The sequence below is a fragment of the Nonomuraea terrae genome, from assembly GCF_044465245.1.
Classification (GTDB): Bacteria; Actinomycetota; Actinomycetes; order Streptosporangiales; family Streptosporangiaceae; genus Nonomuraea; species Nonomuraea terrae.
The window spans coordinates 1,206,435-1,220,611 of record NZ_JBITLL010000003.1; the positions used below are offsets into that span (position 1 = coordinate 1,206,435).

At 71.2% G+C, this 14,177-nt stretch carries 11 protein-coding genes; 6 read left to right on the top strand and 5 right to left on the bottom strand.

Annotation, left to right across the window (positions count from 1 at the left end):
• Nucleotides 1-36: 36 nt before the first annotated feature.
• The 5 genes from carB to pyrR are packed head-to-tail and all read right to left on the bottom strand — an operon-like array spanning nucleotide 37 to nucleotide 7,147.
• On the bottom strand, nucleotides 37-3,315 hold the full coding sequence (gene carB, locus ACIBP6_RS17990; RefSeq protein ID WP_397053361.1) for a carbamoyl-phosphate synthase large subunit: 3,279 nt from the start codon (nucleotides 3,313-3,315) through the stop codon (nucleotides 37-39).
• Nucleotides 3,302-4,408 carry a glutamine-hydrolyzing carbamoyl-phosphate synthase small subunit gene (gene carA / locus ACIBP6_RS17995; protein ID WP_397053363.1) on the bottom strand — a complete coding sequence of 369 codons (1,107 nt, stop codon included), beginning with the start codon at nucleotides 4,406-4,408 and terminating at the stop codon, nucleotides 3,302-3,304. The genes carB and carA overlap by 14 nt, the downstream gene beginning before the upstream one ends.
• Nucleotides 4,405-5,691, bottom strand: a complete 1,287-nt coding sequence (locus ACIBP6_RS18000) for a dihydroorotase (protein ID WP_397053365.1) — start codon at nucleotides 5,689-5,691, stop codon at nucleotides 4,405-4,407. Before ACIBP6_RS18000 ends, carA begins: the two co-directional genes overlap by 4 nt.
• The gene (locus ACIBP6_RS18005) at nucleotides 5,688-6,605 is read right to left on the bottom strand and encodes an aspartate carbamoyltransferase catalytic subunit (RefSeq protein WP_132609458.1); all 918 of its coding nucleotides are present in this window, start codon (nucleotides 6,603-6,605) and stop codon (nucleotides 5,688-5,690) included. Before ACIBP6_RS18005 ends, ACIBP6_RS18000 begins: the two co-directional genes overlap by 4 nt.
• Nucleotides 6,602-7,147, bottom strand: a complete 546-nt coding sequence (gene pyrR, locus ACIBP6_RS18010) for a bifunctional pyr operon transcriptional regulator/uracil phosphoribosyltransferase PyrR (protein ID WP_132609460.1) — start codon at nucleotides 7,145-7,147, stop codon at nucleotides 6,602-6,604. Before pyrR ends, ACIBP6_RS18005 begins: the two co-directional genes overlap by 4 nt.
• Nucleotides 7,148-7,434: 287 nt before the next feature.
• Here pyrR and ACIBP6_RS18015 point away from each other — a divergent pair, with 287 nt between their 5' ends.
• The 6 genes from ACIBP6_RS18015 to bldD all read left to right on the top strand — a co-directional run bounded on the left by ACIBP6_RS18015 (nucleotide 7,435) and on the right by bldD (nucleotide 13,722).
• Entirely contained in the window at nucleotides 7,435-8,679 is a 1,245-nt protein-coding gene (locus ACIBP6_RS18015; RefSeq protein WP_132609462.1) for an arginine deiminase, read from the top strand.
• A gap of 15 nt (nucleotides 8,680-8,694) precedes the next feature.
• Nucleotides 8,695-9,699 (top strand): ornithine carbamoyltransferase, encoded by a 1,005-nt coding sequence (gene argF, locus ACIBP6_RS18020; protein ID WP_397053368.1) that lies wholly within the window; start codon nucleotides 8,695-8,697, stop codon nucleotides 9,697-9,699.
• Nucleotides 9,700-10,635 (top strand): carbamate kinase, encoded by a 936-nt coding sequence (gene arcC / locus ACIBP6_RS18025; protein ID WP_397053370.1) that lies wholly within the window; start codon nucleotides 9,700-9,702, stop codon nucleotides 10,633-10,635. It abuts the gene before it with no gap.
• A gap of 10 nt (nucleotides 10,636-10,645) precedes the next feature.
• Nucleotides 10,646-12,067 (top strand): amino acid permease, encoded by a 1,422-nt coding sequence (locus ACIBP6_RS18030; protein ID WP_397053372.1) that lies wholly within the window; start codon nucleotides 10,646-10,648, stop codon nucleotides 12,065-12,067.
• The gene (locus tag ACIBP6_RS18035; protein ID WP_397053374.1) at nucleotides 12,068-12,925 is read left to right on the top strand and encodes a universal stress protein; all 858 of its coding nucleotides are present in this window, start codon (nucleotides 12,068-12,070) and stop codon (nucleotides 12,923-12,925) included.
• A 302-nt stretch (nucleotides 12,926-13,227) separates the two neighbouring features.
• The gene (bldD, locus tag ACIBP6_RS18040; RefSeq protein ID WP_132609472.1) at nucleotides 13,228-13,722 is read left to right on the top strand and encodes a transcriptional regulator BldD; all 495 of its coding nucleotides are present in this window, start codon (nucleotides 13,228-13,230) and stop codon (nucleotides 13,720-13,722) included.
• Nucleotides 13,723-14,177: the final 455 nt, after the last annotated feature.

Below are 14,177 nucleotides of genomic sequence, written 5' to 3' on the forward strand. Positions count from 1 at the left end.
TGTACCGGCCAGTCGTCTTCACCTCCCGTGCCCGGGTCAGCCCCGGAGTGCCCGTGCGTGCTCCTGCAGCGACCGTACGCCGACGTCGCCGCGTACGATCGCCTGGATGCCCGCCGCCGCCGCGGCGAGTCCCGCGACCGTGGTGATGCACGGGATGCCGCGCAGTACGGCGGCCGTGCGGATGTCGTAGCCGTCGAGCCGCGTCCCCGACTCGCCGAAGGGCGTGTTGACGATCAGGTCGACCTCGCCGTCGAGGATGCACTGCACGCTCGTTGGCTCACCTCCGGGCCCCGGTCCCTCGCTGTGCTTTCGCACGATCTTGGCATGGACGCCGTTGCGGCGCAGCACCTCCGCGGTGCCCTCGGTGGCCAGGATCTCGAAGCCCAGGTCGGCCAGCGCCCTCACAGGGAAGATCATCGCACGCTTGTCCCTGTTGGCGACGGATACGAACGCGCGTCCCTTCGTCGGGAGCTCGCCGTAGGCGCCCGCCTGCGACTTGGCGTACGCGATGCCGAAGAACTCGTCGATGCCCATGACCTCGCCCGTGGAGCGCATCTCGGGCCCGAGCACGATATCGACGCCGCGGAAGCGGTTGAAGGGCAGCACGGCCTCCTTGACGGCGATGGACGCCTCCATCGGCAGCGTGCCGCCGTCGCCGGTGGCGGGCAGCATGCCCTCCTCGCGCAGCGAGGCGATCGACGCCCCGAGCATCACCCGGGCCGCCGCCTTGGCCAGCGGCGTCGCCGTGGCCTTCGACACGAACGGCACCGTACGGCTGGCGCGCGGGTTGGCCTCCAGCACGTACAGGACGCCGGCGGACATGGCGTACTGGACGTTGAGCAGGCCGCGCACGCCCACCCCCGCGGCGATCGCCTCGGTGGCGGCGCGGATGCGCTTGATGTCGTGGCTGCCGAGCGTGATCGGCGGCAGGGCGCAGGCCGAGTCGCCGGAGTGGATGCCGGCCTCCTCGATGTGCTCCATGACGCCGCCGAGGTAGAGCTCCTCGCCGTCGTAGAGGGCGTCGACGTCGATCTCGATGGCCTCGTCGAGGAACTTGTCGATCAGCACCGGGTGGCCGCCCTCCTGGGCGGACATGTACCGGGTGAGGGTGTCCTCGTCGTAGACGATGGCCATGCCGGCGCCGCCGAGCACGTAGGAGGGGCGCACCAGCACGGGGTAGGCGATCTCGTCGGCGATCTCCACGGCCTCGGCCACGGTCAGCGCGGTGCCGTGCTTGGGCGCGGGCAGCCCCGCCTCGGCGAGCACCCGCCCGAACGCGCCGCGCTCCTCGGCGAGGTGGATCGACTCGGGCGAGGTGCCGACCACGGGCACCCCGGCGTCCTTCAGCGCCTGCGCCAGGCCCAGCGGCGTCTGCCCGCCGAGCTGCACGATCACGCCCGCGACCGTGCCGGTCTGCTGCTCGGCGTGGACGACCTCCAGGACGTCCTCCAGCGTGAGCGGCTCGAAGTAGAGCCGGTCGGAGGTGTCGTAGTCGGTCGAGACGGTCTCGGGGTTGCAGTTGACCATGACGGTCTCGAACCCGGCCCGCGACAGCTCGAACGAGGCGTGCACGCACGCGTAGTCGAACTCGATGCCCTGCCCGATGCGGTTGGGCCCGGAGCCGAGGATGATGACCTTCTCCCGCTCGCCCGCGGGGACCTCGGTCTCCTCGTCGTAGGTGGAGTAGAGGTACGGCGTCTTGGCGGCGAACTCGGCGGCGCAGGTGTCGACGGTGTTGTAGACCGGCCGCAGCCCGAGGGCGTGGCGCAGGTCGCGCACCCTGGCCTCGTCGATGCCGCGGATCTCGCCGATCTGCGCGTCGCTGAACCCGAGGTGCTTGGCCTGCTCGAGCACCTCGGCGGTCAGCTCGGGCGCTTCGGCGACGGCCTCGGCCGTCTCGTGGATGCCGAAGAGCTGGTCGATGAACCACGGGTCGACGCTGGTGGCGGTGTACAGCTCCTCGGGGGTGGCGCCCGCCCTGATGGCCTGCTGCATCGTGCGCAGCCGCCCGTCGTGCGGGACGCGGCAGCGCTCCAGCAGCTCGTCCTTCGGCACGAGCGGGCCCGCCCAGCTGAAGGAGGAGTTCTTCTTCTCCAGCGAGCGCAGCGCCTTCTGCAGCGCCTCGGGGAAGGAGCGGCCGATGGCCATGGCCTCGCCGACCGACTTCATGTGGGTGGTGAGCGTCTGGTCGGCGCCGCGGAACTTCTCGAACGCGAAGCGCGGCACCTTCACCACGATGTAGTCGAGCGTCGGCTCGAAGGAGGCCGGCGTCTCCTTGGTGATGTCGTTGGGGATCTCGTCGAGCGTGTAGCCGATGGCCAGCTTGGCGGCGATCTTCGCGATGGGGAAGCCGGTGGCCTTGGAGGCCAGCGCCGACGAGCGCGACACGCGCGGGTTCATCTCGATGACGATCATGCGGCCGGTGCGCGGGTCGACCGCGAACTGGATGTTGCAGCCGCCGGTGTCGACGCCGACCTCGCGGATGACCGCGATGGCGACGTCGCGCATGTTCTGGTATTCGCGGTCGGTCAGGGTCAGCGCGGGCGCGACGGTGACGCTGTCGCCGGTGTGGACGCCCATCGGGTCGATGTTCTCGATGGAGCAGACGATGACGACGTTGTCGGCCTTGTCGCGCATGACCTCGAGCTCGTACTCCTTCCAGCCGAGGATCGACTCCTCCAGGAGCACCTCGGTGGTCGGGGACGCGTCGAGCCCGGCGCCGGCGATGCGCCGCAGCTCGTCGGCGGTGTGGGCGAACCCGGAGCCGACCCCGCCCATGGTGAACGACGGCCGCACCACCAGCGGGTAGCCCAGCTCCTCGGCGGCGGCCAGGCATTCGTCCATGGTGTGGCATATGACCGACTTGGCCGACTCGGCGTTGAGACCGTGCTCGCGGGCGACCTTGGCGACGATCTCCTTGAACCGCTCGCGGTTCTCCCCCGCCTGGATGGCGTCGAAGTCGGCGCCGATCAGCTCCACCTCGTACTTGGCCAGGACGCCCGACTCGTGCAGGGCGACCGCGGTGTTGAGCGCGGTCTGGCCGCCCAGCGTCGGCAGGAGCGCGTCGGGGCGCTCCTTGGCGATGATCTTCTCGACGTACTCGGGGGTGATCGGCTCGACGTACGTGGCGTCGGCGAACTCCGGGTCGGTCATGATCGTCGCCGGGTTGCTGTTGACGAGGATGACGCGGAACCCCTCGGCGCGCAGCACGCGGCACGCCTGGGTGCCGGAGTAGTCGAACTCGCAGGCCTGTCCGATCACGATCGGCCCCGAGCCGATGACCAGGACGGACCTGATGTCCTCACGCTTGGGCACGGCTCATGACCTCACAGAACTCGTCGAACAGGTAGGCGGCGTCGTGCGGCCCGGCGGCGGCCTCCGGGTGGTACTGGACGCTGAAGGCGGGCCGCTCCAGCAGGCGCAGGCCCTCGACACAGCGGTCGTTGAGGTTGACGTGGCTGACCTCGGCCGGCCCGAAGGGCGTCTCGAACGGCCCGTCGAGCGGCGCTTCCACGGCGAACCCGTGGTTGTGGGCGGAGATCTCGACCTTGCCGGTGCGGACGTCCTGGACCGGCTGGTTGACGCCGCGGTGGCCGTAACGCAGCTTGTACGTCGACAGCCCCAGCGCCCGGCCGAACAGCTGGTTGCCGAAGCAGATGCCGAAGAACGGCACCCCGGCCCCGAGCACCTCCCGCAGCGCCGAGACGTCGGCCGTGGCCGGGTCGCCCGGCCCGTTGGAGAAGAAGACGCCGTCGGGCCCGACCGCCATGATGTCGTCGTACGTCGCGGTCGCCGGCAGCACGTGCACCTCGCAGCCGCGCTCGGCCATGCGCTGCGGCGTCATCCCCTTGATGCCGAGATCGACCGCCGCCACGGCGTAGCGCCTGCCGCCGATGGCCGGCACGACATAGGGCTCGGTCGTGGCCACCTCGGCGGCCAGATCGGCTCCTTCCATGCCCGGTGCGCGGCGTACGCGCTCGACCAGCTCCTCGACCGGCTCGGACGGCGCGGTGAAGATGCCGGCGCGCATGGCGCCGCGCTCGCGCAGGTGGCGGGTCAGCGCGCGGGTGCCGGGGATGGCGATCCCGACGACGCCCTGCTCCTTGAGGTAGTCGTCCAGCGAGCGGGTGGCCCGCCAGTTGGAGACGATCCGGGACGGCTCGCGCACGACGTAACCGGCCACCCAGACGCGCCGGGACTCGGGGTCTTCGTCGTTGACGCCGGTGTTGCCGATGTGGGGCGCCGTCATGGCGACGATCTGACGGTGGTAGGACGGGTCCGTGAGGGTCTCCTGGTAGCCGGTCATGCCGGTGTTGAAGACCATCTCGCCGAACGTCTCGCCCTCGGCGCCGTACGGGGTCCCGTGGAAGACGCGGCCGTCTTCCAGGACCAGCAGCGCTGTGTTCAAACCAGCTTCCCTTCGAGAACGGTCGGCCTGCCGCGCAGGAACGTGGCCACCACCCGGCCGGGCAGCGTCATGCCCTCGTAGGGGGTGTTCCTGCTCTTCGACGCGAAGGCGGACGGATCCACCTTGGTGCGTACGGACGGGTCGTAGAGCGTGATGTTGGCCGGGGAGCCCGCCTGGAGCGGCTGCCCGTGCCCGGCCAGGCGGCCGATGCGGGCCGGCACGACGGACATGCGCTCGGCCACGCCGGCCCAGTCGAGCAGGCCGGTCTCGACCATGGCCTCCTGGACGACGCTGAGCGCGGTCTCCAGGCCGACCATGCCCATGGCCGCGGCCGACCACTCGGTCTCCTTGTCCTCGACCGGGTGGGGGGCGTGGTCGGTGGCCACGACGTCGATCGTGCCGTCGGCCAGCGCGGCGCGCAGCGCCTCGACGTCGGCGCGGGTGCGCAGCGGCGGGTTGACCTTGTAGATCGGGTTGTACGCGCCCACCGGCGACTCCTCGACCAGGTCGTCGGTGAGCAGCAGGTGGTGGGGGGTGACCTCGGCGGTGACGTTCCAGCCCTTGGACTTGGCCCAGCGCAGGATCTCGACGGAGCCCGCCGTGGAGACGTGGCAGACGTGCAGCCGGGAGCCGACGTGGGCGGCCAGCAGGCAGTCGCGGGCGATGACCGCCTCCTCGGCCACGGCCGGCCAGCCGGTGAGGCCGAGCCTGCCGGAGACGACGCCTTCGTTCATCTGGGCGCCGGAGGTGAGCCTCGGCTCCTGGGCGTGCTGGGCGACGACGCCGTCGAACGCCTTGACGTACTCCAGGGCGCGGCGCATCAGCACCGCGTCGTCGACGCACTTGCCGTCGTCGGAGAAGACGCGCACGCGGGCCGCGGAGTCGGCCATGGCGCCGAGCTCGGCGAGCTGCCTGCCCTCCAGTCCGACGGTGACGGCGCCGACCGGGTGGACGTCGCAGTGGCCGAACTCGCGGCCGAGCCGCCACACCTGCTCGACCACGCCGGCGGTGTCGGCGACGGGCGAGGTGTTGGCCATGGCGTGCACGGCGGTGTAGCCGCCCCGGGCGGCGGACTGGGTGCCGGTCTGCACGGTCTCGGCGTCCTCGCGGCCCGGCTCGCGCAGGTGGGTGTGCAGGTCGACGAGCCCGGGCAGCGCGATCGCTCCCGCGCCGTCGACGCTCTCCGGCCCGTCGAGCCCCTGCCGGATCTCGGCGATCATCCCGTCCGCGAGCCGGACGTCCACCGGCTCGCCGCCCAGGATCCTGACATTTCGAATGATCATGCGATCTCTCCCCCGAGCAGCAGGTACAGGACGGCCATGCGGATGGTCACCCCGTTGGCGACCTGCTCGACGATCGTGGAGCGCGCCGAGTCGGCCACCTCGGCGGCGATCTCCATGCCCCGGTTCATCGGCCCCGGGTGCATGACGATCGCGTCGTCGGGCATCTTCGCGAACCGGTCGCGGTCGAGACCGTAGCGGCGCGAGTATTCGCGCTCGCTCGGGAAGTACGCGGCGTTCATCCGCTCCTTCTGCACCCGCAGCATCATCACCACGTCGGACTTGGGCAACACCGCGTCGAGGTCGTACGACACCTCGCACGGCCAGCTGCCGACCGAGACGGGCAGCAGCGTGGGCGGGGCCACCAGCGTGACCTCGGCGCCGAGCGTGTGCAGCAGCAGCACGTTGGAGCGGGCGACCCGGCTGTGCAGCACGTCGCCGACGATCGTGACCTTGCGCCCCTCCAGGCCGCCCAGCCGGCGGCGCATGGAGAAGGCGTCGAGCAGCGCCTGCGTGGGGTGCTCGTGGGTGCCGTCGCCGGCGTTGACCACGCTGCCGTGCACCCACGTGGCCAGGCGGTAGGGCGCGCCGGAGGCCGAGTGGCGGATGACGACCGCGTCGGCGCCCATGGCCTCCAGGGTGAGCGCGGTGTCCTTGAGCGACTCGCCCTTGGACACGCTCGACCCCTTGGCCGAGAAGTTGATCACGTCGGCGGACAGCCGCTTGGCCGCCGCCTCGAACGAGATGCGCGTACGGGTGGAGTCTTCGAAGAACAGGTTGACCACCGTGCGCCCGCGCAGCGTGGGCAGCTTCTTGATGGAGCGTTCCGAGACTCGCGCCAGCTCCTCGGCGGTGTCGAGAATGAGCAGCGCGTCGTCCTTGGCCAGGTCGCCCGCGGAGATCAGGTGCCGGTTCACCTCGCGCCCTCCTTCATGAGCAGGACGGCGTCGCGGCCGTCGGTCTCCTCCAGGTAGACCTTGACCTTCTCGCTCTTGGCCGTCGGGAGGTTCTTGCCGACGTAGTCGGCGCGGATGGGCAGCTCGCGGTGGCCGCGGTCGACCAGCGTGGCGAGCTGGACGGCGGCGGGACGCCCGAGGTCGTTGAGCGCGTCCAGCGCGGCGCGGACGGTGCGGCCGGAGTAGAGGACGTCGTCGACGAGCACCACGACCCTGCCGTCGATGCCGTCGGGCGGCAGCTCGGTGCGGCCGAGCGGCCGGGCCGGCCCACGCCGCAGGTCGTCGCGGTACATCGTGATGTCGATGGAGCCGACAGGGGCCTTGACGCCTTCGAAGCGCTCGATGCGGTCACCGAGCCGGCGGGCCAGCGTGGCGCCGCGGGTCGGGATGCCGAGGAGGACGACGTCGCCCGCGCCCTTGGTGCGCTCGAGGATCTCGTGCGCGATGCGGGTCAACGCCCGGTGAATGTCCGGGGCCTCGAGAACGGCCCGGGAATCGGACATGACGAAAACTCACCACCTTTCCCGCCTCACGGGACGGGTCTTAAAGGATTGGTCGCGACACACATTACCAGGGGCTACCAGCCACAACGCGGGCCCCCTCCGTGGCGCCGATTCCAGCCCAAGGCCGCGAACCGGTAATTTTCCCTCCCCCCTGTGCGCCCGCACGGTGTCAGCCCGCCGCAGGCGGGGCAGATCACAGGACGTCCTGGGCGGCGGTTCCCCGGGGCGCGTACGAGGGGCGGGCCCTGCGGGCGTGAGGCCGCGCCCCCGGGGGGGATACAGCAGAGATGGCATTTCATGTCGATTCCGAGGTGGGGCGGCTGCGGCAGGTCCTGCTGCACACCCCCGACCTGGCGCTCAAGCGGCTGACCCCGACCACCAAGGACGCCTTCCTGTTCGACGACGTGCTGTGGGTGCAGCGCGCGATCGAGGAGCACGCGGAGTTCGCGAAGGTGCTCACCGACCACGGCGTGCGCGTGCACCTGCTGGCCGACCTGCTCAGGGAGACCGTCGAGATCCCCGAGGCGCGCAAGCACATCCTCGACTCGGTCGTGGACGAGCGCTGGCTCGGCCCGGTGGCCATCGACGACATCCGCAACACCCTCGACGGGATGGACGCGGCGACACTGCAGCTCTACCTGACCGGCGGCATCACCAAGCGGGAGATCGTCGAGATGGGCTGCGAGCCCAAGGCGGTCACCTTCCACGCGCTGGCCGACGACGACTTCATCCTGCCTCCGCTGCCCAACCACCTGTTCACCCGCGACACGTCCTGCTGGGTCTACGACGGCGTGTCGATCAACGCGATGCGCAAGAAGGCCCGCATGCGGGAGACGGTCAACATGGAGGCCGTCTACATGTACCACCCGTTGTTCGCCGGCGGCTTCAACCGGCCCGGCGAGGGCGGCTACCACTGCTGGCTGCCCGGCCGGTCGATGGCGCCCGCCACGCTGGAGGGCGGCGACGTGCTGGTCCTCGGCCGGGGCGCGGTGCTCGTCGGGATGAGCGAGCGCACCCAGCCGCAGGCGGTCGAGATGCTCGCCCAGCGGTTGTTCCGGGCCGGCTCGGCGCAACGCATCGTGGCGCTCGACATGCCGAAGGCGCGGGCGTTCATGCACCTCGACACCGTGATGACGATGCTCGACGTGGGCGTGTTCACCAAGTACGCGGGTCTCGGCATGCTGCCGTCGTACACGATCGAGCCCGGCGACACCCCCAAGGAGCTCAAGGTCACCGACCACCCGCCGCAGGACATGCACAAGGCCATCGCGCACGCCCTGGACCTGCCGGACATCACCGTCCTGACCCCCACCCAGGACGTCTACGCCGCCGAACGCGAGCAGTGGGACGACGGCTGCAACGGGCTGGCGCTGGCGCCCGGTCTGGTCATCGCCTACGAGCGCAACACCACGACCAACAACTACCTGCGCGACAACGGCATCGAAGTGATCACGATCAGGGGCAGCGAGCTCGGCCGGGGGCGCGGGGGGCCGCGGTGCATGAGCTGCCCGCTCGAACGTGACGGCGTCTAGGGGGACCTGATCCGCATGGCTGTCGACCTGCGTAACCGCTGCTTTCTCAAGGAGCTCGACTTCACGCCCGCCGAGCTCGGCCACCTGCTGCGGCTGTCGGCCGAGCTGAAGGCCGGCCGACGGGCCGGCGACGAGCGGCAGCGGCTGCGGGGCCGGCACATCGCGCTGGTCTTCGAGAAGGCCTCCACCGGCACCCGCTGCGCCTTCGAGGTGGCCGCCCGCGAGGAGGGCGCGTACGTGACGTCCCTCGACGCGGCCGGGTCGGAGCTCGGGCACAAGGAGTCGGTCGGCGACACCGCGCGGGTGCTGGGCCGGATGTTCGACGGCATCGAGTACCGCGGCGGCGCGCAGGCGCGCGTCGAGGAGCTGGCGGCGCTGGCCGGCGTACCGGTCTGGAACGGCCTGACCGACGAGTGGCACCCCACGCAGACGCTGGCCGACATGCTCACCATGCGCGAGCACGCCGGCCGGCCGCTGCGCGAGCTGTCGCTCGCCTACCTGGGCGACACGCGCAACAACGTGGGCCAGTCGCTGCTGGTCGCGGGGGCGATGTTCGGCATGGACGTGCGGATGGTCGGCCCGAGGGCGCTGTGGCCCGACCCCGACCTGGTGGTCAAACCCGCCCAGGAGATCGCCGCGGAGACCGGGGCCCGCATCACCCTGACCGACGACGTCACCGGCGGCGTCAAGGGGGCCGACTTCCTCTACACCGACGTGTGGGTGTCGATGGGCGAGCCGGCCGAGGTGTGGGACGAGCGCATCAAGCTGCTGCTGCCGTACCAGGTCAACGAGCTCGTGGTGGAGTCCACCGGCAACCCGGGCGTGCGGTTCATGCACTGCCTGCCCGCCCTGCACAACCCGCGGACGCGGGTCGGGCGTGAGGTCTACGACCGGACGGGGCTCGACGCGCTGGAGGTGACCGAGGGCGTCTTCGAGTCCCGGCGCTCGATCGTCTTCGACCAGGCCGAGAACCGGCTCCACACGATCAAGGCGATCATGGTCGCCACGCTGGGAGACTGAATGCGGGTCATCGTGGCACTGGGCGGCAACGCGGTCCTGCGGCGCGGCGAGCGGCCCGACGCCGACGTGCAGGCCGCCAACGTCCGCACGGCCGTCAAGTCGCTGGCCAGGCTCGCCGTCGAGCACGAGCTGGTCATCACCCACGGCAACGGCCCCCAGGTGGGCATGCTGGCCCTGGAGAGCGCCGCCGACCCGGCGCTGAGCAGGCCGTACCCGTTCGACGTGCTGGGTGCGCAGACGCAGGGCATGATCGGCTACTGGATGCAGCAGGCGCTGCAGAACGCGCTGCCCGGCCGGCAGGTCCTCGCCATGGTCACGCAGACGCTCGTGACGGCGGTCGATCCCGCCTTCGCGAACCCCACCAAGTTCGTCGGTCCGGTCTACGAGCAGGAGGAGGCCGAGAAGCTGGCCGCCGAACGTGGCTGGACCGTCCGGCCCGACGGCGGCCACTGGCGGCGCGTGATGCCCTCCCCCACCCCCCAGCGCATCGTGGAGACCCGGCTGATCCGCCGGATGCTCGGCCAGGGCGTGACCGTGGTGTGCGCGGGCGGCGGCGGCATCCCGGTCGTCCGCGACGAGGCCGGGCGGCTGTCCGGCGTGGAGGCCGTCGTGGACAAGGACCTCACCGCGGCGATGCTGGCCGAGTCCCTGGAGTGCGACGCGTTCCTGAGCCTGACCGACGTGCCGCGGGTGATGCGCGGTTTCGGCACGCCGCAGCAGACGGAGATCGGCCACACCACGCCCCACGAGCTGCGCGCGCTCGACTTCCCCGACGGCTCGATGGGGCCGAAGGTGGAGGCGGCCTGCCGGTTCGTGGAGACCACCGGCGACATGGCCGCCATCGGGAAGCTGGACGAGGCCGAGGGCATCCTCGCCGGCACCGCCGGGACGATCATCACGCCCAACGGCAGGTGGCCCCTGACGAGCACGCTGTAGGGGGTGCGGATTGACGCTGGCCGAGCGGCTGCTGCGGACCAAGCCGACCGAGCGCATCGTGGCCGAGGGCGGTCACGGCGAGGGCGGCGATCTGCGCCGCACGATGTCCCTGTGGCAGCTGACGCTGTTCAGCGTCGGCGCCACGCTGGGCACGGGCATCTTCGTCATCCTCGGGCAGGCGGTGCCCAAGGCCGGTCCCGCGGTGGTGCTGGCCTTCGTGCTGGCGGCGTTCACCGCGCTGCTGTCGGCACTGTCGTACGCCGAGCTGGCCGGGACGATCCCGGTGTCCGGCTCGTCCTACTCCTACGCGTACGCGACGCTGGGCGAGCTGGTCGCCTGGGTCTGCGGCTGGTGCCTGATGCTGGAGTACGCCGTCTCGGTGGCGGCCGTGGCCGTGGGCTGGGGCGAGTACCTCAACGCGTTCCTGAGCTCGCTGGCCGGCGTCGCGCTGCCCGACGCGATCACCCGCTCCCCCGGCCAGGACGGCGGCGTGGTCAACGTCACCGCGATCGCCATCGTGCTGCTGGCCACCTGGTTGCTGCTGCGCGGGGCCTCCGAGAGCGCCACGGCGAACGCGTTCTTCGTGCTGATCAAGGTGGCGGTGCTGCTGTTCTTCTGCGTGGTGGCGTTCACGGCGTTCCGGTCGGGCAACCTCGCGCCGTTCGCGCCCATGGGGGTGGCCGGCATCACGGCGGCGGCCTCGCAGGTCTTCTTCTCCTACATCGGCTTCGACGCCGCCTCGACGGCCGGCGAGGAGGCCAAGAACCCCAAGCGCGACCTGCCGCTGGCGATCATCCTGTCGCTGGCCATCGTGACCGCCGTGTACGTCCTGGTGGCGCTGGCCGCCGTCGGGGCGATGCCGTGGACGGACTTCGACCCGGAGGGCACCGAGGCGAGCCTGTCGCACATCGCCGACCTGGCCATGGGTGCCACCTGGCCGGGGCTGATCGTGTCGTTCGGCGCGGTCGTCGCGATCGCCAGCGTCGTGCTCACCGTCATCTACGGCCAGACGCGCATCCTGTTCGCGATGTCCCGCGACGGGCTCATCCCCCGGGTCTTCCAGCGGGTCAGCCCCCGCCGCCAGGTGCCGGTCGCCAACACGCTCATCGTGGCGGCGTTCATCTCCGTGCTGGCCGGGCTGGTGCCGCTCGGGCAGCTCGCCGAGGCGACCAGCATCGGCACCCTGTTCGCCTTCGCCATCGTCAACGTCGGCGTGCTCGTGCTTCGTTACCGCAGCCCCGAGCTGCCGCGCAGCTTTCGCACGCCGTTCTTCCCTGCCACGCCGGTGCTCGGCGCGGTCATGTGCGTCGTGGTGATGGCGGGGCTGGCCGGGGTGACCTGGCTGGCGTTCGCGCTGTGGATGCTCGTCGGCCTGGCCTGCTACTTCCTGTACGGCTATGGCCATTCGCGGCTGAATGCCGAGGTGCGCTGAATGAAGCTCGACAACGTGCTGGCCGGATACGTCGCCGGGCCGCGGGGCCGCGACGGCCTGTGCCTGGCCCTGCTGCTCAGGGAACGCGTGCACGCCCGCCTGACGGTGGCGACCGTGCAGCCGCCCGCCTGGTCGGCTCCCGGGCCGTCCAAGGCCGAGGAGAGCGCCTGGCGGGCGTACCTGCGCGAGCAGGCCGCCGCGATGCTGGACCAGGCCCGCGAGCTGGCCGGCGACGACGCCGAGTACGTCACCCACCCCTACCGTGGCAGCGGCAGGGGGCTCCTGGAGCTGGCGCGAAGGAGCGGCGCCGACGTGGTGGTGATCGGCTCGGCCCCGGGCGGCGGCAAGGGGCGCATCGCGCTGGGCAGCACCGCCGACCAGCTGCTGCATGCCTCCTCCGTTCCGGTCCTGCTGGCGCCGCGCGGCTTCGGCGACGACCCGCCGCCCGCGTTCGAGCGCCTCACCCTCGCCTACCGCCGGGGCCCCGGCTGCGACGCGGCGATCAAGGACGCGGCCCACACGGCCGCGGTGCTCGACGTACCGCTGCGGCTGGTCACGCTGGTGGTCAGCCCCGGCCGGCGCAGGAAGATCGAGAAGGACATGCTCGGCCGCCTGCGGGACCAGGCCGCGGCGGACCTGCGCGCCGCGGCGCGCGGACGCTCCTCGGTGGACGTGGAGGTGCTCGAAGGGCGCAATGTGGCCCAGGCGCTCGGCACGACCACCTGGCTGCGCGGCGAGATGATCATATGCGCTTCCAGCGACACGGGGCCACTCAGGCGGGTATTCCTCGGAGACACCTCGATCAAGATCGTCAAGGCGGCCACCTGTCCGGTCATGATCTTGACACGACAGCCCTGACATGGACGAATTCCCGCGTCAAGCCCCGCCGGAGCGCTGTTAGTTCTGGGACATGAGGGGCGTTTGCGGCGTTCCCTACCGGACCGGATTCGGCATCTTTTTTCCAATCAGCTTGACCTTGAGCGCCCGCGCCTTTACCGTCACTGTCCGTAACCACTCCCCGCGGCGTTCTGGGGTAAACCCAGGGCCATGGCTACCGATGGTGCCGAACCCGGCACCAGACCCCCCGGTGGCGCGGGCATTCGCCGCAAGGGAGCACAATCTACTGAGAGCGATACATACGAGAGCCGGGGGGCCACACGATGCCGTCTGAGTACGCAAAGTCGCTGGGTGCAAGACTCCGCGCCATCCGCACCCAGCAGGGCCTGTCCCTGCATGGAGTCGAAGAGAAGTCGCGTGGCAGGTGGAAGGCCGTGGTCGTGGGCTCCTACGAGCGCGGCGACCGTGCCGTGACCGTGCAGAAGCTTGCGGAACTTGCCGACTTCTACGGGGTGCCCGTTTCCGAGCTGCTGCCGGGCGGAGCCGCCCCCAGCCCGCTCGGGCCGACGCCCAAGCTTGTGATCGACCTGGAGCGCCTGGCGACGCTGCCGAAGGAGAAGGCCGGCGCCCTTGCCCGCTACGCCGCCACCATCCAGAGCCAGCGTGGTGACTACAACGGCAAGGTGCTGTCGATCCGCCAGGAGGACCTGCGCTCCCTGGCGGTGATCTATGACAAGTCACCTGGCGAGCTGACGGAGGAGCTGATCAGCTGGGGCGTCCTCGACGCCGAGGCCCGGCGCGCGGTCGACTCCTTCTGACGCGGCTGTCCTGAGCCGGTCTGTCTCCCCGGTCACCCGGCCGCCCAGGAGCTCACCGTACGCCACCACAAGGCCCCTCGCCCGAGCCCCTGTCCCCGGCCGGCCCTGGTTGCTCTGAGCCCCGCTCGGAGCAACCCCGAAACGGCCAAGGTCAGGGAACGCCGACCAGGGAAACGCCGAGACCGCTTGCCCAGGGGACCCTTGAGCCCGCTGCTCTTGGGAGCGCTTCCCTCGTCCATGACCGAGATTCGGTGACGCCGGTTTTCGCCATGCCCAGGTCGATGCCCAGGTCGCTATGCCCAGGGCACTTCTGCTTTCGGGGCACCCGCCCGAGCCGTGGGGGCGCCCCCCCCCCGCCCCCCCCCCCCCCCGCCCCCCCCACCCCCCCCCCGCCCCCCCCCGGGGCCCCCCCGCCCCCCCCCCCCCCCCCCCCCCCGGCCCGCCGCGGCCCCCCC

Excerpts from the sequence above, each read along its gene's own strand:
- ACIBP6_RS18000 (WP_397053365.1), bottom strand. The coding sequence starts at position 5,691 with ATGATCATTCGAAATGTCAGGATCCTGGGCGGCGAGCCGGTGGACGTC.
- pyrR (WP_132609460.1), bottom strand. The coding sequence starts at position 7,147 with ATGTCCGATTCCCGGGCCGTTCTCGAGGCCCCGGACATTCACCGGGCG.
- ACIBP6_RS18015 (WP_132609462.1), top strand. The coding sequence starts at position 7,435 with ATGGCATTTCATGTCGATTCCGAGGTGGGGCGGCTGCGGCAGGTCCTG.
- argF (WP_397053368.1), top strand. The coding sequence starts at position 8,695 with ATGGCTGTCGACCTGCGTAACCGCTGCTTTCTCAAGGAGCTCGACTTC.
- arcC (WP_397053370.1), top strand. The coding sequence starts at position 9,700 with ATGCGGGTCATCGTGGCACTGGGCGGCAACGCGGTCCTGCGGCGCGGC.
- ACIBP6_RS18035 (WP_397053374.1), top strand. The coding sequence starts at position 12,068 with ATGAAGCTCGACAACGTGCTGGCCGGATACGTCGCCGGGCCGCGGGGC.
- bldD (WP_132609472.1), top strand. The coding sequence starts at position 13,228 with ATGCCGTCTGAGTACGCAAAGTCGCTGGGTGCAAGACTCCGCGCCATC.